18 protein-coding genes are annotated in these 25,067 nt (G+C 64.9%); 6 read left to right on the forward strand and 12 right to left on the reverse strand.

Annotation, left to right across the window (positions count from 1 at the left end):
• Positions 1–20: 20 nt before the first annotated feature.
• The 4 genes from AC1HIY_RS13025 to AC1HIY_RS13040 all read right to left on the reverse strand — a co-directional run bounded on the left by AC1HIY_RS13025 (position 21) and on the right by AC1HIY_RS13040 (position 7,567).
• The gene (locus tag AC1HIY_RS13025) at positions 21–3,944 is read right to left on the reverse strand and encodes an efflux RND transporter permease subunit (protein ID WP_479577180.1); all 3,924 of its coding nucleotides are present in this window, start codon (positions 3,942–3,944) and stop codon (positions 21–23) included.
• A gap of 42 nt (positions 3,945–3,986) precedes the next feature.
• The gene (locus tag AC1HIY_RS13030) at positions 3,987–5,129 is read right to left on the reverse strand and encodes an efflux RND transporter periplasmic adaptor subunit (protein ID WP_479577181.1); all 1,143 of its coding nucleotides are present in this window, start codon (positions 5,127–5,129) and stop codon (positions 3,987–3,989) included.
• A 93-nt stretch (positions 5,130–5,222) separates the two neighbouring features.
• Entirely contained in the window at positions 5,223–6,848 is a 1,626-nt protein-coding gene (locus tag AC1HIY_RS13035) for a TolC family protein (RefSeq protein ID WP_479577182.1), read from the reverse strand.
• 2 nt (positions 6,849–6,850) lie between these two features.
• Positions 6,851–7,567, reverse strand: a complete 717-nt coding sequence (locus tag AC1HIY_RS13040) for a TetR/AcrR family transcriptional regulator (RefSeq protein ID WP_479577183.1) — start codon at positions 7,565–7,567, stop codon at positions 6,851–6,853.
• A 359-nt stretch (positions 7,568–7,926) separates the two neighbouring features.
• On the opposite strand from AC1HIY_RS13040, the gene AC1HIY_RS13045 reads away from it, so the two are divergent.
• The 6 genes from AC1HIY_RS13045 to AC1HIY_RS13070 all read left to right on the forward strand — a co-directional run bounded on the left by AC1HIY_RS13045 (position 7,927) and on the right by AC1HIY_RS13070 (position 18,199).
• Positions 7,927–8,820 (forward strand): DUF4097 family beta strand repeat-containing protein, encoded by an 894-nt coding sequence (locus AC1HIY_RS13045; RefSeq protein ID WP_479577184.1) that lies wholly within the window; start codon positions 7,927–7,929, stop codon positions 8,818–8,820.
• Between the two features lie 386 nt (positions 8,821–9,206).
• On the forward strand, positions 9,207–9,842 hold the full coding sequence (locus tag AC1HIY_RS13050; RefSeq protein ID WP_479577185.1) for a TetR/AcrR family transcriptional regulator: 636 nt from the start codon (positions 9,207–9,209) through the stop codon (positions 9,840–9,842).
• Positions 9,843–9,976: 134 nt separating this feature from the next.
• On the forward strand, positions 9,977–11,866 hold the full coding sequence (locus tag AC1HIY_RS13055) for an AMP-dependent synthetase/ligase (protein WP_479577186.1): 1,890 nt from the start codon (positions 9,977–9,979) through the stop codon (positions 11,864–11,866).
• A 60-nt stretch (positions 11,867–11,926) separates the two neighbouring features.
• Positions 11,927–14,341, forward strand: a complete 2,415-nt coding sequence (locus AC1HIY_RS13060; RefSeq protein ID WP_479577187.1) for a 3-hydroxyacyl-CoA dehydrogenase/enoyl-CoA hydratase family protein — start codon at positions 11,927–11,929, stop codon at positions 14,339–14,341.
• A gap of 70 nt (positions 14,342–14,411) precedes the next feature.
• On the forward strand, positions 14,412–15,599 hold the full coding sequence (locus AC1HIY_RS13065) for a thiolase family protein (RefSeq protein WP_479577188.1): 1,188 nt from the start codon (positions 14,412–14,414) through the stop codon (positions 15,597–15,599).
• A gap of 86 nt (positions 15,600–15,685) precedes the next feature.
• Complete coding sequence (locus AC1HIY_RS13070) at positions 15,686–18,199, forward strand: acyl-CoA dehydrogenase (protein ID WP_479577189.1); 2,514 nt, start codon at positions 15,686–15,688, stop codon at positions 18,197–18,199.
• Between the two features lie 205 nt (positions 18,200–18,404).
• Here the strand turns inward: AC1HIY_RS13070 and AC1HIY_RS13075 are convergent, their stop codons facing one another.
• From AC1HIY_RS13075 to AC1HIY_RS13110, 8 genes are all read right to left on the reverse strand, one after another.
• Positions 18,405–19,115: a hypothetical protein gene (locus tag AC1HIY_RS13075; RefSeq protein ID WP_479577190.1), complete on the reverse strand. Its 711-nt coding sequence runs from the start codon at positions 19,113–19,115 to the stop codon at positions 18,405–18,407.
• A gap of 40 nt (positions 19,116–19,155) precedes the next feature.
• Entirely contained in the window at positions 19,156–20,034 is an 879-nt protein-coding gene (locus tag AC1HIY_RS13080; protein WP_479577191.1) for a 2-keto-4-pentenoate hydratase, read from the reverse strand.
• The gene (locus AC1HIY_RS13085; RefSeq protein ID WP_479577192.1) at positions 20,009–20,842 is read right to left on the reverse strand and encodes an SDR family NAD(P)-dependent oxidoreductase; all 834 of its coding nucleotides are present in this window, start codon (positions 20,840–20,842) and stop codon (positions 20,009–20,011) included. The genes AC1HIY_RS13080 and AC1HIY_RS13085 overlap by 26 nt, the downstream gene beginning before the upstream one ends.
• A gap of 149 nt (positions 20,843–20,991) precedes the next feature.
• Positions 20,992–21,390 carry an ACT domain-containing protein gene (locus AC1HIY_RS13090; RefSeq protein WP_479577193.1) on the reverse strand — a complete coding sequence of 133 codons (399 nt, stop codon included), beginning with the start codon at positions 21,388–21,390 and terminating at the stop codon, positions 20,992–20,994.
• 39 nt (positions 21,391–21,429) lie between these two features.
• On the reverse strand, positions 21,430–23,127 hold the full coding sequence (locus tag AC1HIY_RS13095; RefSeq protein ID WP_479577194.1) for an acyl-CoA carboxylase subunit beta: 1,698 nt from the start codon (positions 23,125–23,127) through the stop codon (positions 21,430–21,432).
• 189 nt (positions 23,128–23,316) lie between these two features.
• Positions 23,317–23,511: a general stress protein CsbD gene (locus AC1HIY_RS13100; protein WP_479577195.1), complete on the reverse strand. Its 195-nt coding sequence runs from the start codon at positions 23,509–23,511 to the stop codon at positions 23,317–23,319.
• 149 nt (positions 23,512–23,660) lie between these two features.
• A complete protein-coding gene (locus AC1HIY_RS13105) occupies positions 23,661–24,119 on the reverse strand; it encodes a hypothetical protein (protein ID WP_479577196.1) in 459 nt (152 codons plus the stop codon).
• A gap of 102 nt (positions 24,120–24,221) precedes the next feature.
• Complete coding sequence (locus AC1HIY_RS13110; protein WP_479577197.1) at positions 24,222–24,950, reverse strand: hypothetical protein; 729 nt, start codon at positions 24,948–24,950, stop codon at positions 24,222–24,224.
• Between the last annotated feature and the right edge of the window lie 117 nt (positions 24,951–25,067).

The following is a 25,067-nucleotide window of genomic DNA, read 5'->3' on the forward strand; positions in this document are numbered from 1 at the left end:
AGCACCGGCAAATCCCTGCGTCACGGCCGTTCGGTTGGTTCGGCTACTTCCGCTCCGGCGCCGTTGCCATGCTCCTCGTGCGGGATGGCCGCGCGCGTCTCCGCGATGGGCGTCTTCGTGAACCCGTCGCCGACGGTCGTCGGGGCGGCGTCGTCCGGCGCGGGGGCGGCCTTGAAGAGGGCGGTCAGCCGAAGGGCCAGCGAGTCGAAGGACGAGTACATGATCGGCACGATCACGAGCGTGAGGAACGTGGCAAAGGTCAGCCCACTGATGATGGCCGTCCCCATCGGTCCCCAGAACTGCGTGTTCTCGGATCCGAACTGGAAGTCGGGGTCGAGCCGGGTGAGCAGTCCGACGAAGTCCACGTTGATGCCGAAGGTGAGCGGGATCAGGCCGATCACGGTGGTGAGGGCCGTCAGCACGACCGGGCGCAGGCGCGTGGCCCCGGCTTCGATGATGGCGTCGTGCTTGTCCATGCCCCGCGCGCGAAGCTGCATCGTGTAGTCCACGAGCACGATGCTGTTGTTGACCACGATGCCGGCAAGGCTGATCACCCCGATGAAGGTCATCAGCCCGAAGGGGGTCCGCGTGAGGATCAGGCCGAGGATCACGCCGATGAGGCTGAAGCCGGTGGCGACCATGATGATGAACGGCGAGCTGACGTGATTGAACTGCGCCACCATGATCATGAAGACGAGCGCGACGCCGACCAGGAGCACCACCGTGAGGAAGCCGAAACTCTCCTGTTGCTCCTCGTTCTCGCCGGTGTATTTCACCGAATAGCCGAGTGGAAGCGACTCCACGTAGGGGGCAAGGAACGTCCGCACTTCGCCCAGCACGGCCTGTCCGTTGTACCCCGGCGCGACGTTGCCCGTGACGGTGGCCACGCGCGAGAGATCGAGGCGGGTGATCGAGCCGAGACCGCCGGAGAGTTCGAGGTCCGCGATGGCCACGAGCGGGATCTGACGCCCGTCCTTGAGCACGGTCAGGTTTTTCAGGCTTTCGAGGTTCGCCCGGTCCTCCTCCCGCAGCCGGACGACGATGTCGTATTCATCCTCGCCGGTGCGGTATTTCCCGGCGTCGATGCCGTTGATGGCGGCGCGCACGGTGCTGGCGACGAGGCTGGTGTTCAGCCCGAAGCGGGCGGTGCGCTCCCGGTTGATCCGGACCTTGAGCTCGGGGCGGCCCGTGTTCAGGTCGTCCGTCACGTCCACAAGCCCCGGGATGCGCCCCGTCTCCGAGGCTTCGACGAGCCGCTGCCGGATCTCCTTCGTGATCCGAACGATTTCGTCGAAGTTCTCCCCGGAGACCTCGATGTTCACCGGCGCGCCCGTGGGCGGCCCCTGCCGGTCCTTGTCGAACTCGATGGTCGCGCCGGGGATGCCCTGAAGCTGTTGGCGGAGCTTGGTGAGCGTCATCTGGCTCGATTCCGCCCGGTCCGAATAATCGACGATGTTGAGCGTCACGCGGGATTTTTCGGGGCTCGGCGCCCCTCCGCCGAAGCGCGCATCGCCGCCCACGCCCACGTTGACGAGCATGTTCTTGATGTTCGCCTTCACTTCCGGGTTCCGGTCGAGCAACTCGTTGATGCGATCCTGAACCGTCTGTGCGATCTCGTTCGACGCCTCGATGTTCATCCCGAGCGGGCCTTCCGCCGTGACCATGATCTGACGCGGGTCGGTCTCGGGGAAAAACACGACGCCGGTCGGCTCCATGGCGTACATGACGAGGATCGAGACGAGCATGCCGAGCGTGCCGGTGAGCAGGCGCGCTCGGTTGTCGGTGAGGATCAGGTGCGTGCGCCGCTTCCGGTTGGTGAGCACGCCGATCAGGCCGACCCCGACGATCGTCGCGGGCAGCGCCATCAGTTCGATCACCGTGCCCGGGCTCACCTCGCGGGCGCCGAGCGACATCAGGCCGAGGACGACGAGCGCGAGCGCGCCGAAGCCCAGACCGCCCTTCACGCTCGCCCGACCGCCGAGGTAGATGCTCTCCAGGGTGTGGAGGACGATTCCCAGCAGACCGACCACGGCCAGCACGCCGCCCGGAACAAGGAGGATCACCCCCGCTTTCGGAGCCACGGAACCGACGATGCTTCCGAGCAGCAGGAGGGTCAGTCCGCCGGTGAAGGAGCCGAGCGCAAACGTGTTCCGAAGCATCGCGCGGGGGACCGAATAGTCGCGCCGGAGCATCCAGTCGAGGAGGCGTCGGTACCGGGCGATGAGGTTCGGGAGGCCGCTCCGCACGAAGCGGTCGCCGAGGGGCTTGAAGGCGCGGACGTGGAGCAGGTACAGGAGCGGGATCGCCGTGGCGAGCACGAGGAGCGTGCGCCAGTTCGCAAAGCCGAGCACCATCGCCAGGAGCACGACGACGACGGCCGAGGCGAGCTTCGCCGCGCGCTTCATCGGCGGGCGCTCCTCGCCTTCGAGCTTGATGAAATATCCCGTGACGACCGGGTTGATCACGATGGCTACGAAGAGCGAACACGTCAGCGTCACGATGAGCGTGAGCGGCATGTACGACATGAACTCGCCGATGATGCCGGGCCAGAAGAGCATCGGCACAAACACGGCCACCGTCGTGGCCGTCGAAGCAACCACCGCCCCGCCGACCTCCGCCGTGGCGAGCCGGGCCGCCTCGAAGCGCCCGTGCCCTTCCTCGCGATACCGGTAAATGTTCTCCACGATCACGATGGCATTGTCCACCAGCATGCCGAGCGCGATGATGAGGCTGAAGAGAATGATGAAGTTCAGCGTGTAGCCCAGCGTCTGAAGCACGATGAACGAGATGAACATCGAGAGGGGAACGGCGATGCCCACCAGCGTCGCATTGCGCACGCCGAGGAAGAAAAGCAGCACGGCGATGACGAAGATGAGGCCGCTGATAATGTTGTTTTCGAGATCCTTGATGAGTTCATTGACAAACTCGCTCATGTCGCCCGTGATGACCACCTGTGTGCCGCTCGGCATCGGGAAGGCATCGAGCTTCTCGTGGACGGCTTCGACCGTCTCGAGGATGTTGTCGCCGGAGCGTTTCTTGACGTTGAGGCTGATGACCTGCGCCGACCGCGTCATCTCTTCGGGCAGCGCGTAGAGGTTGCCTTCTTCGTCTTCCCGGTGAAACTCCTGAAGCCGGGCGAAAGACGTTCGGTCTTTGAAGCCGAAGAGCACCGAGGCCAGGTCGCGGACATAGATGGGCGTCTCTTCCGGCGTCTTGACGACGAGGTTGTTGATCTCTGAAGGCTCCTCGAACTCCCCGTCGACGCGGATGAGGTAGTTGAGCCGGTCCACGTCGATCGAGCCGCCGGGAATATTCGTGTTCTCGTTCCGGATCGTCTTGATCAGGTCGTCGAACGTAAGGTTGTAGCCCTGAAGCGCATTCAGGTCCACGTTCACCTGCACTTCTCGGTCGAGCCCGCCGACGACGTCCACCTCGAGCACGCTCGGAATGGATTCGAGCTCTTCCTCCAGATCCTCGGCCACTTCCTTGAGGCGGGCGAGCGAATAGTTGGCGCCGAGGTTGATCGTCATGATGGGAAATTCCTGCACGTCGATCTCGTTCACCATCGGCTCTTCGGCGTCCTCGGGAAGGTCGGTCTTGGCGATGTCCACCTTGTCCCGCACCTTCTGAAAGGCGTCGTCCATCGACACTTCGGGGTCGAACTCGATGATGACCGTCGAGATGCCTTCGGTGGAGGTCGAGCGGATCTCTTTGATGCCGTTGATGCTCTGCACTTCGAGCTCGATGGGCTGCGTGACGAGCGACTCGATGTCGTCCGGACTCGCGCCCTGATAGAGGGTCGTCACGACGATGTTCGGGATCTCGATGGACGGCTGGGCTTCCTTCGGGATGGTGACGTAACTGTACAGCCCGCCGATGACCAGAATCACCGTCAGCACCATGACGCTGGTGCGGTACTTGATGGCGAGGTTCGTGATTTTCATGCGATGAGGTCTCGGTCAAAGGGTTCGAGAGAGGAACTCCTGTCAGTCGGTGGCAACCTGAAGGGAGGAATCGACGATTTGCACGACGTCGCCGTCGGTCACCTTCGATTGCCCGACGACGATGACCTCGTCCCCGGGGTTGAGCCCCTCCGAAATGACGGTGCGCCTGCCGTATGAGGGCCCGAGCGTGACGGACCGCCGCCGGGCGACGGGGCCTTCCGGGGTGTGCTCGACGACGAAGAGGGTCGTGCCGTTTTCGTCGAGGAGGACGGCCGTCTGCGGCACGACGAGCTGGTCTTCGAGGCGCGCCCGCGTCACGTACACCTCGGCGATCATCTCCGGCTTGAGGGTCCCGTCCGCATTGTCGAGGATAACCTCGATGGGGAAGGTGCGGTTGCTCGGGTTGATGACGTTCCCGACGAACGAGACGCGGGCCGACCGCCGGGGGATGCCGTAGGCGTTGAAGCCGATCTCGACCGAAGCCCCCGTCCGGATGTCGAGGGCGTATCGCTCGGGGACGCCGGCGGTCACTTTCACCTTCTTCGCATTGACCACCCGGGCCACGGGGGCGCCCGGCATCACCTGCTCGCCGACCTCGACGAGGTGCGCCTCCACGACGCCGGCGAAGGGCGCCGTGATGCGGGTGTATCCGAGCTGTTGCTCGGCCTGCGCCAGCGCCGCCCGGGCCTGGTTCAACTGCGCCTCGGCCTGGTGCTTCTGGCTGCGGATGTTTTCGAATTCGAGCGCGCTGATGATGGAATCGCGGTAGAGGGGTTCCTGACGACGGTAGGTGTCTTCGGCGAAGGCGAACTGCGCCTGCGCCGTCTCGACGAGCGCGCGGGCCTGTTCCACGGCGGCGCGGGCCAGGCTCGGATCGAGGCGGGCGACGGTCTGTCCCTTGACGACGCGCTCTCCGAGGGGCGCGAGCGCGCGCACGGTGCCCGACGTCTGGGCCGAGAGTGTGGCGTCGTCCGACGTATCGACCGCCCCGGTGATCTCAACCACGTCCACGAACGTAGTCGGCTCTACGACGACCGTCTCCACACGCACGGTGCGATGGGATGAAGGGGGGGTGGCCGGCTCTTTCGGCGGAGCCTCGCCGCTGTCGCTGCCGGCGCATCCGGCCAGGGCGAGCGTGAAGATCAGAACGGCTGCAGGGACGAACGGGCGAAATCTATGTTGCATCGGATGGCTCATACGGGTAGGAGACTCGGGCGCCGGGAGGACGCCGAAAATGGGCAGGCGGGATTGGACGCGCGTGTGGTTCATGTCCGGGGCTCAGTTGCTCGTGAGTTGCACGTTGCCCGAAGCAGGCACCGGCACGCCGACGGCGGCTTCGAAGGCGCTGCGGGCGACCATGAGGTCGTGGACCGCCTGGAGATAGTTGAGGCGGCTCTGGTCGAGCTGTTCGGACGCCTGCCGCACGTCGAGCGGGCTGGCGACGCCCTCCCGGAGCCGGGCGGTGGCGTACTCGTAGCTCAGCTCGGCGCGGGCCACGTTGCGTTCCTGCGCGGCGATGCGTTGCCGGGCGGCGTCGAGGTTGCGGAGCGCCCGCTCGACCTCCAGCCGCACCTGATGCGCCAACTCTTCATACTGAAGCTGCGCCTGGCTCGTCGCGATTTTGCGCTGCTGAATCTGCTGGTGGGTCTGGAACCCGTTGAAAAGGTTCCACGACAGGCGCACCCCCGCGTTGACGTTCCATCCCCAGTAGTTTCCACTGAAGAAATCGTTCTGCCGGGTCGTGAAGGAGAACGGATCCGTCGGGTCCGAAATCACCGCGAGCCGGTCGTCGGGGACGTTGCCGATGTAGCCGAAGTTGGCGAAAGCGTCGAGGTTGGGCAGGTACCGGGCACGCGCCACTTTTTCCTGCACCTTCTGCAACTCGACGTTGATCCACGCCTGCTCCAGGTCCGGGCGACGTTCCAGGGCCAGTTCGGCGGCCTTGTCGGCGGAGATGTTGAGGAACCGGCTCGGGTCTTCGGCTTCGAGCGCGCCGCGAAGCTCGATCGGCTGCTCGACCGGGATGCCGAGGAGCAGTTTGAGGTCGTCCGTGGCCTGAGCGGCGTCGTTGCGGGCCTGCACGAGTTGGGTCTGGAGATTGGCCAGTTCAACTTCCGTGCTCAAGCGCTCGAACTTCGGCGTGACCCCCTGCGCCACGCGCCTGCCGACTTCCTGAAGCGTCTCGGCCGTCCGGGCGACGCTCTGTTCGGTCACATGGGCGCGCTCGGAGGCCAGGAGCGCGCGGTAATAGGTTTGCTTCACCTGATCGATGAGCAACTGTTCCTGACGCTTCATGCCATACTCGTTGAAGGGCTCCAGGTATTTGTCGGCCCCCCTCGCGCCCCAGATGGCCCGCCCGTCGAAGATCTTTTGTGTGATGCTCAGACTGGTGTTGAACTGATTGGGCACATTGAACGGGTTGCCGTTGTCGGAGGGCGGGATGCCGGCGGCGTCAAGGCCGGCCTGCCGGCGCGCGAAGAACTCGGCCACCGAGATCGGCTGCGTGGCGGGGTCGTCGTCCGTGCGGGCCTGCTCGTTGAAAGCAAGCCAGTCGACAAAACCAAGCGTCTGGAAGAAGCCGCCGGCCTGGCTTCCGGAGAAGGGGTTGATGGTCTTGATGTTGCGGGTGTAGCTCGAACTCAGGTCGACCTGAGGCACGAGTTGCCCCCAGCCCTCCTTGACCTGCGCCGCGGCGTTCTTGACATCGAGACGGCTGCGCTGAATGGCATAGTTGTTCACGAGCGCGATCTGGATTGCTTCGTCGAGCGTCATCGTCAGCGGCGCGCTCGTGGCGGCCGGCTGCGACTGCGCGAAGGCGCGGGCCGGAACGAGAAACGTCAGAGCGAGGAGGCCCGTGAAGAGGATGCGACTGTTCTGCATGCGATGGATAAAGGGTCTGTGCATGGTCACTCGGTTGGCTGAGGCGTCGCGGCGGTGGGGGGGGGCGCAGGCGCGGCAAGCAATCCGTCAAAGAGCATCGTGGTGAGGAACGTCGCCATCTCGTCCGGAGCGTCGCAGGAGGCGGGGCAACCGTCCCGTTCCCCGGCTTCGAGCATCATGTGCGTCTGACATCCCTTGATGTTGCCGAGAATCATGTGCGCGAGCGCATGCGCCGGCAGAGGCTTAAGCTCGCCCCGTGCGATGGCGGCTTCGATCGGCGGAACGAGCGCCTCGACCACCCGCCGACGCTGGCGTATGAAAAAGCGCGCCTTCGCCGAATCCTCGCTGAAAATCATCAGATGCGCCTCCTTGATGAGGATCATGAAGAGATTCTTTCGTTCGAGGAAGAAGCGGAAACAACCGGCGATGAAGGTGTGGAAGAGTTCCCGTATGGGATGGCGTTCTATCCGTTCAGGCGTGAAGGAAGATGCGATGAGCCGGCAAAGATCGTCGTAAATCTCCTCGAAGATGGCGAAGAGGATGGCTTCCTTGCCGCCTTCGAAATAGTTGTAGAGCGTGCCTTTGCCGAACTCCGCCCGTTGGGCGATTTCATCCAGCGTGGCGTGCGTGTAGCCTTTCTCGGCAAAGACGGCCTGCGCGGCTTCGAGCATGGCCCGGCGGCGCATCAGGCGCTCCCGCTCCCGACGGCTCAGTTTGACGGGCTCTGCAAACTGCGTTTCCATAGGCGGTGTCGTGAAGAGAGGGACCGGTCGCGAGAGGCGGGTTCCCGAAGAACCGCACCCCGACTGACAGCCCCGGGTCAGGTGTGTCGAAGGTTGGAGCTTTTTGCCTGGAGCGCTTCCGACCTGTTGCCTGACTCATTGAAAAAAAGTGACTGATGAGTCATGATTTGGACCCGTACGTCAAATTGGAGTCCGGGATTCACGGCGATTGTTAAGAAAGTGCCAAGAAGGGGGAAGGGCGAGGGCGCGCAGAGGAACGCGGGGGCGGCCTGGAGCGCGCGGTCATGCAACCCGTCGGGGCAGACTGCGTAGGGACAACGTGCTTGCGGCCCACCCATAGAAAAACAAAGGAAAAGACGATGCTCCGACGCCTGACCGGTATACTCTTGATGACGGCGCTTACGGTCGTTGCCGTGCGTGCGAGTGTGAGCGCCGAGGAACGGGACACCATTAAAAAATCCTTCAAGGTGCACGCCGGCGGCACGCTCTATCTCGATCTCGATCACGGCAACGTGGTGATCGAAATCGGGAGCGACGACGTGGTGAACATCGAGGTGGATCGCATCGTCGAGGCCGAGGATCGATACGCGGCCAAACGCATTCTCGAGCAGCATGACCTGGATTTCTCACAGTCGGGCGATGACGTGCGGTTGCGTTCGCGTTTCGAAGATGATCAATGGTCGCGCAAGCTGTGGGGAAAGTCGACGCGTTTCAAGGTACGGGTGCGCATTCAGGTGCCCGAGCGGTATAACATCGACTTCACCAACGGTGCGGGCAACGTGGAGATCGACGGTGTGACCGGGCGTGTGGAAGGGCGTACGGGGGCGGGCAACGTCATCGTCGAGGCCGTGCACGGGCCGGTCGGCGTCAGTTCCGGCGCGGGCAACATCGAGGTGCGGGGCGCGGTGGGTCGCACGGAGGTGGTCTCCGGGGCGGGCAATATTACGATTCAGGATATACAGGGAGAGGTGCGGGCGCATACCGGCGCAGGCAACATTACCGCCCGGATCACCGGCCCGCTGGAAGGAGACTCCCGCCTCGATTCCGGCGCGGGCAACGTGACCGTCTATCTGGATGACGGCATCGGGGTGAACGTGGACGCCGTGGCGAGCGTGGGGGCGGCCAGTTGCGAGTACGGCCTGAAGGTTAAAGGGCGGTGGATGAAAAAGTCCTTCGGGGGAAGCATCAACGGCGGCGGTCCGGGCCTGACGCTTCGGTCCGGCGTGGGCAACGTGGCATTGAAGAAACTCTGATCCCCGCTCGGGTGCGTCGTCTGCCCTTCCGGCCGCCACCGGGATTCTCCGGAGACGAGCCGCTCCATCTTTGCCGTTGAAGTGAGGGCGTGTGCGTTCGGTGTATCGCCGAAGAGGCGCCCGCCGATCTCATCGCACGAGGGCGACAAGCCCGGCGCGTTCACTCCTCTTGCCGGACCCGCTGATGTGCCGGGTCTCTTTGCCCATCTCTTGCTCTGCGGGGGTTCCTACCCCGCTTCCTGATTCGGGTCGGGCGGCTTCGCCGGTCTGCGTCCGTCTTTTCCCCACAGGCATCTTCTCCTTTCCCCCCACAGGATTTTTCGGGATATCGTCTTGACAAAATCTTGAAACTTTGCTTACTTAACGCTGTTAAGTCTGGAGTGAATATGGAAGAGAAGCAGCGCATGAACGGGGATCTCCGGCGTCGGATTCTGGATACGACCCGGCATCTTCTGGTCAGCGAGGGTTACAACAGCCTCTCGATGCGGAAAATCGCGCGCGCCATCGGGTACAGCGCTACGAGCATTTACCTGCATTTCGAGAGCAAGGACGCTCTCGTGCACGCGCTGATCGAGGAAGGGATGGCGCAGAAGTACGAGACGCTGCGCGCCATCGCCGAGGCGCACCGGGAGGACGTGATCGCGCGGCTGAGAGCGTTGTGCCGGGGGTACATCGACTTCGGGATCGACAACCCCGAGTACTATGAAATCATGTACATGCTGCATCCGGAACAGATGGCGCGTTTTCCCGCCGAGAAGTACCGTCGCGCGCGGAGAAACCTGGAAGTGATCGTCGATACGTTGCGGGAGGGGGCCGAGGGCAAGTTGCTGCACGTGGAGGATCCGCTCGTGGCCGCGAGCGCGATCTGGGCGGCTTTGCACGGGGCGGTGTCGCTCTTGTTTTCCCGGCGCATGGATGTCCGCGTCGACCGGGAGGCGTTCATTGATACGGTCATCACGCAGACGCTCCGGAGCTACATCGTCGCTCCGGAAGGGGCGGATGCCGGGGTTTCCACGGTCTGAGGCGCCGGACGCTTTCGGAAGCGCTTCTGGGCCGGAGCGTCGTTTTTTTGGAGCAGAAGTTAACAGTGTTCACCTTGCTGTAACTTTTTGAAGGAAACCTCCCCTCAAGGGTGGGCGGATGCACGAGACCTTGTATGCTCACCACACTACGAATCAGTCAGAAGCCGATGAAGAGCCGGATCTATACAGCCCCGCCTGAAGACGGAGCGCCCGTGCTGGGGCGGACGTTGCCGTCCCTGCTGTACGAAGCCTGCGAACGGTATGCGAATCCCCGCGCCTTGAACCAGCCGCACGGTGACGACTGGCGGGCATTCTCGTACGAGGAGTTCCGCATCCGAGTGGAAGAAATGGCCCTCGGGCTCCAGTCCTTTGGCCTTCAGAAAGGCGACCGGGCGGCCTTTTTCATGGAGAGCGACGTCTATTTCTGCCTGGCGGACATGGCGTGTCTGATCGCAGGCGTCATCGACGTGCCGATCTATCTGACGCACACGGAGGAGGCGCTCCGGTACGTGCTCGATCATTCCGAGGCCAAAGCGCTCTTCGTTTCCAACCTCGAACGTCTGGCCGCCATCGCGCCGGTGCTCGAAGAGACGCCGCACGTCAAGACGGTCATACTGGCGGAGCCGGAGGAAGGAGGCGCGCTGCCCCCCCTGCCCGAGTCCGTGGGACTGGTGACGATGGAGGCCATTCGGCAGGTCGGACGCACCCGGCGCGAACGGGAGCCGGAAGCCGTCGCCGCGATGCTCGAACGGATCGACCCACAGGATCTCGCCACGATCATTTATACGAGCGGCACGACGGGACTGCCGAAGGGGGTCATGCTCACGCACGAGAACATATCGTCGAACGCGCTCACGGCGTTCCAGTGCATGACGGACTATGAGGCCGGTCCCAGGGGAGAGGTAGTGCTCTCGTTCCTTCCCATGACGCACGTCTTTGCGCGGACGTTGTACTACGGCTATCTCGGCTATGGCACGAGCGTCTATTTTACCACGCCGAACGAGTTGACCACGGCGTTGCCGAAGGTGCGTCCGACGCTCTTTGCCACGGTCCCGCGCGTGCTCGAGAAGGTCTATGCCCGCATCCTCGAACGCGCGGGCGAACTGCCGAAGACCAAGCGCCGACTCTTCCGGTGGTCGCTTGCGGTGGCCGAAAGTTATGAGCTCGGACGCCGGCAGCCGCCGATGTATCGTCTCAAACGTCGCGTGGCCGACACGCTCGTCTTCGACAAGTGGCGCGCGGCGCTCGGCGGGCGCGTCAAGCACGTCATCTGCGGCGGAGCCGCCCTCAACGCACGCCTCGCCAACACCTTTGCCGCCGCCGGCATCGACATCCTCGAAGGCTATGGCCTCACCGAGACGAGCCCCATCATCACGTTCAACCGGCCCGGCCGCAACCGCGCCGGAACGGTGGGGCAGCCGATTCCGGGGGTGGAGGTGATGATCGCCGACGACGGCGAGATCCTCACCCGGGGGCCGCACGTGATGAAAGGCTATTACCGCGACGAGGAGCGCACCCGCGAGGTGCTCGACCCCGACGGATGGTTCCACACCGGCGACATCGGTACGTTCACCGAAGAGGGCTATCTCCGCATCACCGACCGGAAGAAGGACCTCTTCAAGCTCTCGACCGGCAAGTACGTCGTCCCGCAGCCCCTGGAAAACCGCCTCACCGCCGATCCGCTCGTCGAGCAGGCGGTGGTGGTCGGGCCGGGCTACAAATACGCCACGGCGCTCATCTTCCCGAACGAGGAAGGCGTGCGACTCTTTGCCCGCACGCAGGGCATCGACGATACGCTGCCGTTCGACGAACTGCTCGAACACCCGAAGGTCGTGGCGCGCTTTCAGGAACTCGTCGACCGGGCGAACATGGGCATGGACCCGTGGTCCACGATCAAGAAGTTCAAGCTCGTGCCGGCGCACCTGACGCCCGAGAACGGCATGCTCACCCCCACCTTGAAAGTGAAACGATCGCTGGTCTATGCGACCTTTGCCGACGAAATCGCCTCGATGTATGAAGACTGAGGCGCGCGGCGCTTTCTTTCCTCGAACGTAATCCTTCCACTGGAGAACCGAACCTGAATCATGGAAGCACAAACGCTGGATCCCCTGACCCTCGAACGCACCGCCGGATGGACGCTTCGCCCGTTCCGGACCGTCACCGTGCTCGGGGCGGGCACGATGGGCGCGCAGATCGCCGCGCATTGCGCCAACGCCGGGCTTCAGGTCCGCCTGCTCGACATCGCGCCCGAGGAGGGCGACGACAAGAACGCCATCGTGAAGGCGGCCTTCAAGCGCGCGACGAAGCTCAAACCCAACCCGTTTTTCACGGCGGACGCCCGGAAACGCATCAAACTGGGCAACTTCGAGGAGCACTTCGACTGGGTCGGGGAGGCCGACTGGGTGATCGAGGCCGTCGTCGAGCGGATGGACATCAAGCGGCAGGTGATGGCCCGGATCGAGGCCACGGCGCGTGAGGATGCCGTCATCTCGACGAATACGAGCGGTTTGCCCATCCACGAGATCGCCGAGGGCCGGTCGGAAGCATTTCGCCGCCGCTTCATGGGCGCCCACTTCTTCAACCCGCCCCGGTATCTGAAGCTGCTCGAAGTGATCCCCACGCCGGACACCGATCCCGCGCTCGTCGCTCGCGTGACGCACTTCGGGCGCGTGCACCTGGGCAAGGGCATCGTCATCGCCAAGGATTCGCCGTACTTCATCGGCAACCGCATCGGCATCTATGCGATGCTCCTCGCGCTCCGGCACTTTACCGAGGGCGACTATACCATCGAGGAGATCGACACGCTCACCGGAACGCTCGTCGGGCATCCGAAGTCGGCCACCTTCCGCACCGCCGATGTGGTGGGGCTCGACGTCATGCTCCATGTCATCAAAAACCTGTACGAGGCCGTTCCGAACGACGAGAGCCGCGAGGTCTTCCGCGTCCCGCCGATCCTCGAAACGCTCGTGGCGAAAGGAGCGCTCGGGGCGAAGACGAAGGCCGGGTTCTACAAGAAGGAAGGCAAGGTCATCAAGTCGATCAACCCGGAGACGGGCGAATACGAGGACCCGAAGCCGATCAACCTGGGCGACCTGGACGCGATCCGGGGCGCGGGCGGGCTGGTGAAACGGTTGCGGGCGCTCTGGGCCGACGAAGGCCGCGCGGGCGCATTCTTCCGGGAGACGACGCTCGAACTGCTCGCCTACAGCGCGCGACGCATCCCCGAGATCACCGAGAGCCCGGCCGATGTGGACCGCGCCATCCGGTGGGGCTTCGGCTGGCAGATGGGACCGTTCGAGACGTGGGACGCCCTCGGATTCGAAACCGTCCTCGAAGCGATGGAGGAAAAGGGGCTCGCGCTTCCCGGATGGATCGGGGCGATGCGCGGCGACGGCGCGAAAAGCTTTTACCGGACCGAGAACGGCGTGACGCAGGTCTACATCCCCTCCCGTCGCGCGTACGTCGAGGATCCGAAGCCGGACGATGAGATCAGCCTCGCGGCGATCAAGACCGATGAGACGAAGGTCTTGTGGACGAATCCCGACGCCGCCCTCCTCGACCTCGGCGACGGCGTGGCGCTCTACGAGTTCCGCTCGAAGTCGAACGCGCTCGGGCAGTTCGTGATGGAAGGGCTCATGGAGGTCATCGAGCGGGTGGAGAACGACCCGAACCTCCGGGGGCTCGTCGTGGCGAACGAAGGAAAGAATTTCTCCGTCGGCGCGAACCTCGGCGAGGTGGCGATGGCCGTGGCGTCCGGGCAGTTCGACACGCTCAACGAGGCCATTGCGGGCTTTCAGCGGGCGATTCAGCGGGTGCGGTATGCGACGAAGCCAGTGGTCGTCGCGCCGCATCACATGACGCTCGGCGGCGCATGCGAGATGACGATGGCGTGCCCGAACCCGGTGGTGGCGGCCGAAACGTATATCGGTCTCGTGGAGCTGGGCGCGGGACTGATTCCGGCGGGCACGGGCACGATGCGCATGGCGGCGAAAGCCTCCGCGCTCGCGCCGAACGGCTTCCCCTCGGAGATTCAGGCCTACCTTCAGAAATACTTCGAACAGATGGCCATGGCGAAGGTCGCCACGAGCGCGCGTGAGGGGCAGGAGATGGGCTACGTGGCCGATCACGCGCAAGTGGTGATGAACGCGGACCGGCGGTTCTTCGTCGCCAAACAGGAGGTGATCCGGCGCTCCGAGGAGGGCTATCTGCCGCCCCCGGTGCTGACGCACATCAAGGTGCTCGGACGTCCGGCGGCGGCGGCGATGGAGGTCGGCGCGTATCAGTTCCTGCAGGGGAAGTACATCAGCGAGTACGACTTTTTCCTCGCCAAAAAGCTGGCGCACGTGCTCACCGGCGGCGACCTGACCGGCCCGCAGGAGGTGCACGAGGACTACCTCCTCGACCTCGAACGCGAAGCCTTCCTCAGCCTGCTCGGCGAGCAGAAAACGCAGGAGCGCATCATGCATCTGCTCCAGTACAACAAGCCGTTGCGCAACTGACGGCGCGGTTTCGGCTCGTTCTTTGAGCACGTTCGATGTTTATGGAATTCAACCCTTTGAGATAGAGATCATGCAAGCAAACGGAGCATATATCGTCAGCAGTGTCCGCACGGCGGTGGGGAAAGCCAATCGCGGCACGCTCAAACACATGCGGCCCGAAGCGATGGGCGCGGCGGCGGTAACGGAGGCCATGCGCCGCGTCCAGGGGCTCTCGCCCGAAATGGTCGATGACGTGATCATCGGTTGCGCGATGCCGGAAGGACCGCAGGGGCTCAACATGGGCCGGATCATCGCGCAGAAGGCGGGGCTGCCGGACGCCGTGCCGGGCGCCACCGTCAACCGCTTCTGCTCGTCCGGGCTCCAGACCATCGTCATGGCTTCGCAGGCCGTCATGGCCGGCCACGCCGACGTGATCGTGGCCGGCGGCGCGGAGTCGATGAGCCTCGTCCCGATGTCGGGCTTTTTCTTTCAGCCCGACCCCGACCTGATCGGGCACGACATCGATATGTATATCTCGATGGGCAACACGGCGGAGAACGTCGCGGAGCAATACGGCATCACGCGGGAGGATCAGGACCGGTTCGCGCTTCAGTCGAACCGGCGAGCGGTCGACGCCATCGTTTCCGGGCGTTTCGCCGAGGAGATCGTCCCGTTGACGGTGCGCGAGGTGACGTACGACGACGGGCAGACGAGGGAGGTCGAGACGGTCTTTAAGATGGATGAGGGGCCGCGTGCCGACACGAGCCTCGAAGCGCTCGCGCGTCTGCGCCCGGTCTTTCGCCGGGGCGGCACCGTCACCGCCGGGAATTCCTCGCAGATGTCGGACGGCGCGGCGGCGGCGGTGGTGATGAGCGAGCACGTGATGAAAGAGCTCGGCGTCGATCCGATGGGCCGCATCGCGGGCTTTGCCGTGGCGGGCGTGCCGCCGGAGGTCATGGGCATCGGACCCATCGAAGCCATCCCGAAGGTGCTTCGTCAGACCGGCCTCTCACTCGAGGACATCGGCCTGATCGAGCTCAACGAAGCCTTCGCCGCACAGTCGCTCGCGGTCATTCGCGAGCTCGGACTGAACGAGGACATCGTGAACGTGAACGGCGGCGCCATCGCGCTCGGCCACCCGCTCGGTTGCACGGGCGCGAAGCTGACGGCGACGCTGCTCCACGAGATGCGCCGCCGGGGCGTCAAGTACGGAATCTGCACGATGTGCATCGGCGGCGGCATGGGCGCGGCGGCCGTGATCGAAAACATGATGTTTTGACACTTTTTGTGCGGAATCATGGCCGGGTGCGCGCGAGCGACGAAGGCGGAGGACGCAGTCAGTAAACCAACGGAAGAGGTTCAGCCATGAACGTTCCCTTTTATCATTTTCTCGCCGGCATATCGACGGCGGCGGCGGTGATCGGCGTCATCGTCCTGGTTCTGGCGCTCGGGTACGCCGGCGCGCCCCTCTGGCTATGGACGGCGGCCACGGCCGTCGCGCTCTACGGCTTCGGCGCCCCCGCCTGGCTGTGGATCGTCTTCGGCGTGCTGGCGGCCCTGTTCAACGTGACGGCGATCCGGCGCGGGCTGCTCAGCGCTTCGATCATGAAACTGATGAAGGCGCTCCACTTTCTCCCGGCCATCTCCGAGACGGAGCGCACGGCCATCGAGGCGGGCACCGTGTGGGTCGAGGGTGAACTGTTCTCCGGCAAGCCCGACTTCAAACGCATCGTCAACGAGCCGTATCCCGAATTGACCGAAGAGGAGCAGGCCTTCCTCGATGGTCCGGTCGAAGAACTGTGCCGCCTGACGAAGGACTGGGATGTGTGGCAACATCGCGAACTGCCGCCCGAGGTCTGGCAGTATATCAAGGACCAGCGGTTCTTCGGCATGATCATTCCGAAGCAGTACGGTGGCCTCGGCTTCTCGGCTCTGCTCAACAGCGCCGTCGTGCAAAAGCTCTCCACCCGGAGCGGTCCGCTGGCGACGACGGTCATGGTGCCGAACTCGCTCGGTCCGGCGGAACTGCTGATCCACTACGGCACGCAGGCACAACGGGATCATTACCTCCCGCGTCTGGCTACGGGTCAGGATATCCCGTGCTTCGCGCTTACCGAGCCGGGAGCAGGCTCCGACGCGGGAGCCATTGCTTCGAGCGGCGTCGTCTTCAAGGGCGAGGACGGCAAGCTGTATCTGCGGCTGAACTGGAAGAAACGGTACATCACGCTCGGCGCCGTCGCCACGGTGATCGGGCTGGCGTTCAAACTGCGTGATCCGGACAACCTCCTCGGGAAGGGGACGAACCCCGGCATCACGTGCGCGCTCATCCCGGCGGATACGCCCGGCGTGGAGCAGGGCTACCGGCACGACCCGCTCGGCGTGCCGTTCTGGAACTGCCCGCTCGAAGGACACGACGTCGTCGTCCCCATCGATGCCATCATCGGCGGCGTCGACGGCGCGGGGAACGGCTGGCGGATGCTCATGGAGTCGCTCGCGGCGGGTCGCGGCATCTCGCTCCCGGCCTCGGCGGCCGGCGGCTCGAAGCACGTCTTCCGCGTCGCCTCGGCCCATGCCACCGTCCGGCGGCAGTTCGGGCTGTCCATCGGCAAGTTCGAGGGCATCGAAGAGCCGCTGGCCCGCATCGGCGGCTGGACGTACCTGCTCGAAGCCGCGCGCGTCTATACGTGCGGGGCGCTCGACCAGGGCGGCAAGCCCGCCGTCGTCACGGCCATGGCGAAGTATAACTTCACCGAACTCGGGCGGAAGATCATCAACGACGGCATGGACATCCTCGGCGGCAACGCCATCTCGCGCGGGCCGCGCAACCTCCTGGCCCACGGCTACATCAACCAGCCCATCGCCATCACGGTCGAAGGCGCGAACATCCTCACGCGCACGCTCATGATCTTCGGGCAGGGGGCGATCCGGTGCCATCCGTATGCCTTCAAGGAAATCGCGGCGCTCGGTTCGGGCGACCTCAAGGCGTTCGACGCCGCGCTGTGGAAGCACATCGGTCATGTGGGGCGGAACAAGGTCCGTGCCCTGCTCCTGAGCCTGACGCGCGGCTATCTCGGCGGCTCGCCGATCGGCGGCCCGGCGGCGCGGTACGTGCGGAAGCTGAACTGGGCCTCGGCCTCGTTCGCCTTCTTCGCCGACCTGGCCATGGGCACGCTCGGTGGCGATCTCAAACGGAAGGAGAAGATTACGGGCCGATTCGCCGACATCTTCTCATGGATGTACCTGGCCTCGGCCGTGATCCGTCGCTTCGAGGCCGAGGGTCGGCGGAAGGAGGACCTGCCGTTCTTCCACTGGTCCATGCAGTATGCCATGAAACAGATCCAGGACGCCTTCGACGGGCTGTTCGCCAACTTCGAGGCGCCGGGGATGACCTGGCTCATCCGGGGACCGATCGCCCTGTGGTCCCGGCTCAATCCCATCGGAACGGGGCCGAGCGACCGGCTCGGGCATCGGGTGGCGCAACTCATGCAGACGCCGGGCGAACAGCGCGAACGCCTCGCCCGCGGCGGTTACGTGCCCGACGATCCGGAGGAGGCGCTCGGACGGCTCGAACGCGCCTTCCGCCTGACGGCCGAGGCGCACGAGGTCGAGCGCAAGCTGCGCGACGCCGTGAAGGCGAAGAAGCTCGAGAAGGCTTCGCCGGGCAAACTCGTGCGTCAGGCCCTCGAGAAAGGGATCATCGATGCGAAGGAAGCCGAACTGCTCCGTGAAGCCGAGGCGGCGCGGGAAGACGCCATCCAGGTCGATGCGTTCACGCTGGAGGAATACAAACGCACCGCCCTCCGCCGCGAAGTCTCCGGCGGCGACGGCGCGGGTCCGGAAACCACTCCGGCTCCCGGCGGGACGCCCGTGACGGCCTGATCCGAAACCACCTGCACTTGTGACGAGAAGGTTCGTCGCTGCGGCATCCCCGAGGGCGCAGCGACGAACCTTCTCGCGTGCATGCCGCGCGAGGCGAGCCGTTGTGCATGGTTCGGAGGCGCAGAAGACGCACCCCGGTGCGGCCAGGTTCGGCGTCTCGTGAAGGACGTCCTCGTCCAGCGGACCGCACCGGCTCGAGCCCGACTCAGGACGTGTGCATCAGGGTGCGGAGGGTGACGTGGCGGCTCTCGGGGGTGAACCAGCCGTAATGGCCGGGCAGCCGCTCTTCTACGGCTACCGCGAAAGCGTCGAGGAAAGGAAGCGCGCCCGGAGGAAGGTCGTACACGAGCGTCGTGCCGGGGTGATAGGCGCGATAATAGGCGAGGTCGTGCTCGGTGCACGTCAGGAGGTCGAGGTAATGATCGAGGTGCGGCTCCGTGAACTGACGAAGGATGTGCTCGACCCGGGCGCGATGGGCCGGAGGGGGCGCGTCGTTCGGGTCGGGCGGGCCGCCTTCGAGCGGGATGCGGTGCGTGATGACCCGCTTTTCGAGGCTGCGGCAAAGGTAGACGACGACGGACAGCGCTTCGACGGTCTGTGGCTGAAGTTCCGGACCGATGGCCTCGTTCCATGTGGCGCACACTTCGAGGAGGATGCGGGCCTCGGCGCGGGTGAGGGTGCGGCCCTCGTTGAGCGCCGCCAGCGTCACCTTCGGCCACCGGCTGCCGGGATACTCGGGTCGAAGACCGGGGATGCGACGTTCGATCTCCCGCTTGATGTTTAACAGCGTCTCGGAGAAGCCGTCAAAGGCGAACGTGAGCACGCCCGACCAAGCCGTGAAGAAGGCGCGGGGCCGCAGACGCGTGGCCCGGTGGGGCCGGATGATGCCGCTCAATACATCCAGTTCGGACGTCATGGCCCCTCCCGAAAGCTCTGTGACACACGCGGGCGCATCGTCATCGGAACGTCACCGTGACTTCGACGGGATCGGAGGTCAGACCGGTGTACCGGGCCGTGATGGTCTGTCCGGAGCGGACGGGCATCAGCGGGGTCAGACTACCGAGGGAGAGGAGGTCTCCCGGTCGAAGCGCGACGCCGTCCGGGGCCAGTGAATCGCGGAGCCACCGCACGACGTGCACCGGGTGGCCGAGGAGCGTCGCGCCGTTCCCTTCGGCGAGCACGGCGCCCGTCGAGTCGAGGAGCGCCACACGGAAGCGGCCCAGCCGTTCGTATGCGTCGTCGAGGGCGGCGAGGGGGATCGCATCGCCCACGATGCCCAGCCGCGCCCCCACGTTGACGGCGGCGAGCGCGGGCGCGTCAAGCGTCACTGCCGGGTCGTACGTCAGGTCGGGCAATTCGAGGAACGGGATCACGGCGTCGAGGGCGGCGAGCAGTTCGTCGTCCGTCTGTGCCCGGTTGAGGGCTTCGCTCCCGACGCGCACCAGGAGGTCGCCTTCCAGGAGCGGGCGGGCGCCGAAGCGGGCGGGTATGACGGCGCCCGAGGGGCGAAGCATCTCCCGGAGGAGCGTGCCGCGCACGGGCCGGTCCGTGCCGAAGCGCGCCTGCGCCGCCGCGCTCGTGAGTCCGGCTTTGTACCCTGCCGGCGGGCCGAAGCGGGGTTCGAGCGCCGACACGAAGGATGCCTGAATCGCCATGGCATCCGCCATCGTGAGCGTGTCGGCAAGCGGCGGAAAGAGCCGCATCGCCGCGTAGTCCGTCGCCATCCGCCGGGCGTCCGGGCCGGGCTTGCCGGCGCATCCGAGGAGGAGCGCGGCGCAGAGGACCGCCACCGCCGGGAGGCGGAATCGTTCAGGCTTCGGACGAGGTGCGCGCATGGGACCGAGATTTGAGGAGCAAGCGCCAGTTCGAGCCGGCGTTCCGGCGGATCAGTGTGCCGAGCATCGACTTGCCGAGCCAGGCGAGGAGGCGGTTCGTCAGGCCGGGGATGACGATGACCGCGCCGCGTGCGAGCGCTTCGAGAGACGCGCGCACGACCGCATCGGAGGACATCCAGAGGAAGTCGGGGATTTGCGCGCGGTTGAACGAAGAAAAGGCAGGGGTGTCGTGGAACTCGGTGCGGGTGAAGCCGGGGCAGAGCGCCTGCACGGTCACACCCGTGCCCTCGAGCTCGGCGTGGAGGGCTTCGGAGAAAGCGTTGAGATAGGCTTTGGTGGCGGCGTACGTGGCGTTTCCGGGCGTCGGCCACCAGGCTGCCACGGAGGAGACGTTTACGATGCCGCCCGCGCCGCGCGCGATCATGCGCGGCAGCGCGGCCCGCGTCAGGCGCATCGTGGCGAGCACGTGCACATGCACCATGTCCAACTGACCCTTGAGCGGCAGGTCGGCGAAGCGCCCGACCGTCCCAAACCCCGCATTGTTGACGAGCAGGTCGAGCGTGTCGCAGTCGATGAGGCGGGCTTCGACGCGGGCGACCCCCTCGTCCGTGGCCAGGTCGGCGGCCAATGCCTCGGCCGCTACGCCCTGCTGCGTGCGGAGCTCCTCGGCAAGCGCGGCCAGGCGTTCCACCCGGCGGGCTACGAGGATGAGGTCATAGCCCCGCTCGGCCAGACGGCGGGCGAAGACGGCTCCGATCCCGCTCGAAGCGCCGGTGATGAGCGCGGTTTTTTTCTCAGGAGGTTGCATGATCTGTCTCGTATGGCATGAATCGATGGGCTGTGCCGGCTGCATACCCCTCACGCTCCAACTCCCCGATGCCCGGATGCTGCAGCGCCCTCATTATAAGAACTGCGATCTCGAAAGCAAGGGGGAAGGTCCCCATCCGTGCATCGCCGTCAAGAGAGCACCGTGTGTCCGGCTTCCGCGAGCGTCCGTACGGCGCGGTCAAGCGTCTCGGCGCGGACGAGCACGTAGTCGGTGTCGAAGGTGGAGAGGGCAAAGAGCGAAAGCCCGGCGTCGGCGAGTGGTTCGGCGAGAGCCGCCAGGATGCCGGTCAGTGCGAAGTCTAGGGGGCCGTGAATCTTGAAGGCGCGGAAGCCGCGCTCGCATCGCACGCCGGGCGGGACGGCGGTCTCCGCGCATACGACGGATAGCTCATCCGGCGTTCGCGTGACCGAGGCCAGGGGGCCCGCATCGGCCCATGAGGGGTGCTCGGCATCGGGCGCGAGGCGGCAGACGGCGAGCCGGGGCGGGAGGATCGACAGGGTGAGCGAGACGCCGCGTGACATGGCCATCGGAGAGAGGGGCGGAGGAGTACGGCGTCCGCCCCGGGATTACGTCTGGATCACGCCGGGGTTGAACGCCGCCATCTCGGGGTTGTGGTCGGCCATCGCGATGCCCCGGCTGATCCACCGGCGCGTGTCCACCGGGTCGATGATCTCGTCCACCCACAGGCGGGCGGCGGCGTATCGGGGCTTCGTGTGCGCCTCGTACTTCTTTTCGATGGAGTGGAGCAGCGCCTGTTGCACCTCCTCCGACGGCGCTTTGCCCTGACGTTTGAGCTTCGCCAACTGGATCTGAAGGAGCACCTTCGCGGCCTGCTGCCCGCCCATGACGGAGATCTTGGCCGTGGGCCAGGCGAGCATCAGGCGCGGGTCGTAGGCCCGCCCGCACATGGCATAATTGCCCGCGCCGAACGAGTTGCCCACCACAACGGTGAACTTCGGCACGACCGAGTTGGCGACGGCATTGACCATCTTTGCGCCGTCCTTGATGATGCCGCCGTGCTCGGCGCGCGTGCCCACCATGAAGCCTGTCACGTCCTGGAGGAAGACGATGGGGATGCGCTTCTGATTGCAGTTCATCACGAAGCGCGCCGCCTTGTCCGCCGAGTCGGAATAGATGACGCCGCCGGCCTGCAGCTCGTCGGTGTGCGCCTTCTTGCCGGCCTTGGCCTTCACGGTGATGCGCTGGTTGGCCACGATGCCCACGCTCCACCCGTCGATGCGGGCATAACCGGTGAGGAGGGTCTGGCCGAAGCGGGCCTTGTATTCGGTCCACGAACCGGCGTCGACGATGCGGGCGAGGACCTCGCGCATGTCGTAGGGCTGGTTGCCGCTCGTGGGCATGAGGCCGTAGATCTCCTCCGGGGCGAAGGCGGGGGGGACGGGCGCGATCCGGTTGAAGCCGAAGTGCGGGCGTGGGCCGAATTTGCTCACGAGGTCGCGGATCGTGGCGAGGCACGTCGCGTCGTCGGGCATTTCGTAGTCGGTCACGCCGGAGACCTGCGAGTGCGTGGCCGCGCCGCCGAGCGTCTGGATGTCCACGTCTTCGCCGATGGCCGCCTTCACGAGGAAGGGACCGGCCAGGAAGACCGACCCCGTGCCGTCGACGATGAGGGCTTCGTCGCTCATGATGGGCAGGTAGGCTCCGCCCGCCACGCAGTTGCCCATGATGGCGGCGATCTGCGGGATGCCCCGGCTCGACAGGATGGCGTTGTTCCGGAAGATGCGTCCGAAGTGCTCTTTGTCGGGGAAGATCTCATCCTGCATGGGCAGGTAGACGCCCGCCGAATCGACGAGATAGATGATCGGGAGGTGGTTCTCGAGCGCGATCTCCTGGGCGCGGAGGTTCTTCTTCGCCGTGATCGGAAACCATGCGCCCGCCTTCACGGTGGCGTCGTTGGCGACGATGAGGCACAGCCGTCCACTCACATGGCCGAGGCCCATCACCGTGCCGCCCGCCGGGCAGCCGCCCTCCTCCTCATACATCCCGTCTCCGGCGAAGAGCCCGAGCTCCATGAAATCATCGGCGTCGTCGAGGAGCGCGGCGATGCGCTCGCGGGCGGTCATCTTGCCGCGCTGGTGCTCGCGTTCGATGCGTTTCGGGCCGCCGCCGAGCCGGATCCGCTCCGCATCGGCACGCAACGCTTCGAGCAGGCTGCGATAGTGTTCGGCCCGCTTCTGAAACGAAGGCCGGTCCGTGGGCGCGGGCGAGCCGAGGGTGGAGCGATCGACGGAGGGGGTCGGCATACGGGCAAAAGGGTTGAACCAGAAGGGAGGGCGTGCGAAACCGGCTCTTCACTCATGAGACGGGCCGGAGGCCGGGAAGGGGGCGAAGTTACCGTCCTTCCGGGCCAAAAAAAAGCCCGACCACGAGGGCCGGGACTAAAGATACCTACCGGAGCCGGCATCTGATCGGACAAGGCCGACGTGTCCGCCTTACAGTAAGGCAGAGATTTTCTGAAAGATCTCGGAACGCGGCTCGCCCGTCTTCTCGTGAATCAGGGTTACCATTTTATCTAGATTGCCACGCGCCTTTTTCATCTCTTTGTCCCCGAAATCGTATTCGCTCCAGAGGGTCTGGATCTGAGCTTTGACGCGCCCCCAGCTTTCATTCATACTCGCGGTCGCCATGATGCCTCCATTGGGTGGGTTGTAAAATCTCTTGGAGTAGTTTTGACCACGCGAAGGGGGGACAGGTTTCCATTTTGACGTAATCTTCTTCGCAAGACGTGGCCCTTTCCCGGCGAGGGGCGTATAGGCCGGCTTGTCTTTCGAAGGAATTACATTCCTGCGGTCAGGCGATGCCAGAACATCAGGATGAAGACCGTCACCCAGAGCAGGTGCCCGATGCCGGTAAACATGCTGATCTTCCGTTGCGCCAGGGCCGCCGCATCCGTCCGTTCCTCCTGGAGCGCATGCCGCATCGCCCGCCACTGGGGGCGGAGCCCGAGGTAATGGAGGGCGATCATAATGAGCACCAGAAGCATGCCCGTGTGAATGTTTGGGCCGTAGTTGGCGGGCCCGCCCGTCACGAAGGCGCCGAGGCCGAAGACGAACGCGAGGAGCAGGAAGATGCCGATTTCCCGGATGCCCCGATCCAGATTCTCGGCCACCGTCGTCGCGGCGTCGTGGTCGAGGGCAAGCAGGAGCCGGGTCTGCGTGCCGAGCCGGAGGGTGAGCCCGAACCACGCGGCGGCCATGAGGACGTGAAGGACGACGAACAATGCCTGGAGAAACATGGCTGTTGTGCGGTAGGTGGGGAAAAGCGTTGCACAAGATAGGGCTTCCCCGCCGAAGACCCGAAGTTTCTCGCGCCGTGCGCGCGTTTCTCCTCGAAGAATTCAGGCATCTCCGCCGGGGAGCGAGAGCCGGCGGAGCAACTTGCGCTTGGCTATGGGCAGCACCGTGGGCTCGTACGGGAAGTCGAGCGCCGTCTCGATGAGATACGTGGCCGGATTGGGGAACTCCCGGCGTTCCGCCAGCAGATCGAGCTTAACCACCTGCGGCGCCACGTCAACACCGGCGTATTCGATGGTTTTGACGTGCGTGGTCTTCAGGCTACGGAACCGTTCCTCCGCACTCGTGAAGATGGACAGGTGGTACTGGAGAATGTACATGCGTCGGGAACGCCGGTCGGGCACGAGGAGGTAGCCTTCCTCCACGTACGAGGGCACCAGCCCCACCTCTTCGATATAGAGATGATCCTCGACGAATTCGAAGATCGTGCGCCCCTCCTCGATGGCGTCCTGGATCAGCGGAAGGGCCCACTGGATGAGCTCCTCGATGAGGCCCATGTGCCCCGTTCCCAGTTCCGGCTTTTCGAATAGCACCTCGCGCGTCTCCGGGTCAATGCCCTTGAGAACGCCCGGCAGGGACTTCTGAAGGTCGTCGAGGCTGCCGAGAAGACGCCGGAGAGCGCCGTGCACCTCGACGAGTTCGCCCAGGTGCGGGTAGATGATGTTTCGCGAGAACGCTCCGCGTATCCGTTTCAGGTGATCGAGTATCCGGTACTGAGCGCCCTCGAAATCAGCGCCGGCGCTCAGGAAAAGATCGAGGCTGAGTCGGGACATATCGCTACCTTTACGGTTGTCAACTTCGAAAAGCACAAGCTGTGTTTTCTGAGGGAAATAGTCAACGCAATGCGCCGACCGAGGTTCTTGTCCACCGCTTTCGACGAACTGGGGCGC

This window comes from Rhodocaloribacter sp. (assembly GCF_056451265.1).

Bases quoted from the DNA above. Each gene is read 5' to 3' on its own strand.
- AC1HIY_RS13030 (WP_479577181.1), bottom strand. From the start codon at position 5,129: ATGCAACATAGATTTCGCCCGTTCGTCCCTGCAGCCGTTCTGATCTTC.
- AC1HIY_RS13050 (WP_479577185.1), top strand. From the start codon at position 9,207: ATGGAAGAGAAGCAGCGCATGAACGGGGATCTCCGGCGTCGGATTCTG.
- AC1HIY_RS13070 (WP_479577189.1), top strand. From the start codon at position 15,686: ATGAACGTTCCCTTTTATCATTTTCTCGCCGGCATATCGACGGCGGCG.
- AC1HIY_RS13090 (WP_479577193.1), bottom strand. From the start codon at position 21,390: ATGGCCATGTCACGCGGCGTCTCGCTCACCCTGTCGATCCTCCCGCCC.
- AC1HIY_RS13065 (WP_479577188.1), top strand. From the start codon at position 14,412: ATGCAAGCAAACGGAGCATATATCGTCAGCAGTGTCCGCACGGCGGTG.
- AC1HIY_RS13105 (WP_479577196.1), bottom strand. From the start codon at position 24,119: ATGTTTCTCCAGGCATTGTTCGTCGTCCTTCACGTCCTCATGGCCGCC.
- AC1HIY_RS13095 (WP_479577194.1), bottom strand. From the start codon at position 23,127: ATGCCGACCCCCTCCGTCGATCGCTCCACCCTCGGCTCGCCCGCGCCC.
- AC1HIY_RS13085 (WP_479577192.1), bottom strand. From the start codon at position 20,842: ATGCAACCTCCTGAGAAAAAAACCGCGCTCATCACCGGCGCTTCGAGC.
- AC1HIY_RS13055 (WP_479577186.1), top strand. From the start codon at position 9,977: ATGCTCACCACACTACGAATCAGTCAGAAGCCGATGAAGAGCCGGATC.
- AC1HIY_RS13035 (WP_479577182.1), bottom strand. From the start codon at position 6,848: ATGCACAGACCCTTTATCCATCGCATGCAGAACAGTCGCATCCTCTTC.
- AC1HIY_RS13040 (WP_479577183.1), bottom strand. From the start codon at position 7,567: ATGGAAACGCAGTTTGCAGAGCCCGTCAAACTGAGCCGTCGGGAGCGG.
- AC1HIY_RS13080 (WP_479577191.1), bottom strand. From the start codon at position 20,034: ATGCGCGCACCTCGTCCGAAGCCTGAACGATTCCGCCTCCCGGCGGTG.
- AC1HIY_RS13110 (WP_479577197.1), bottom strand. From the start codon at position 24,950: ATGTCCCGACTCAGCCTCGATCTTTTCCTGAGCGCCGGCGCTGATTTC.
- AC1HIY_RS13075 (WP_479577190.1), bottom strand. From the start codon at position 19,115: ATGACGTCCGAACTGGATGTATTGAGCGGCATCATCCGGCCCCACCGG.
- AC1HIY_RS13100 (WP_479577195.1), bottom strand. From the start codon at position 23,511: ATGGCGACCGCGAGTATGAATGAAAGCTGGGGGCGCGTCAAAGCTCAG.
- AC1HIY_RS13060 (WP_479577187.1), top strand. From the start codon at position 11,927: ATGGAAGCACAAACGCTGGATCCCCTGACCCTCGAACGCACCGCCGGA.
- AC1HIY_RS13025 (WP_479577180.1), bottom strand. From the start codon at position 3,944: ATGAAAATCACGAACCTCGCCATCAAGTACCGCACCAGCGTCATGGTG.
- AC1HIY_RS13045 (WP_479577184.1), top strand. From the start codon at position 7,927: ATGCTCCGACGCCTGACCGGTATACTCTTGATGACGGCGCTTACGGTC.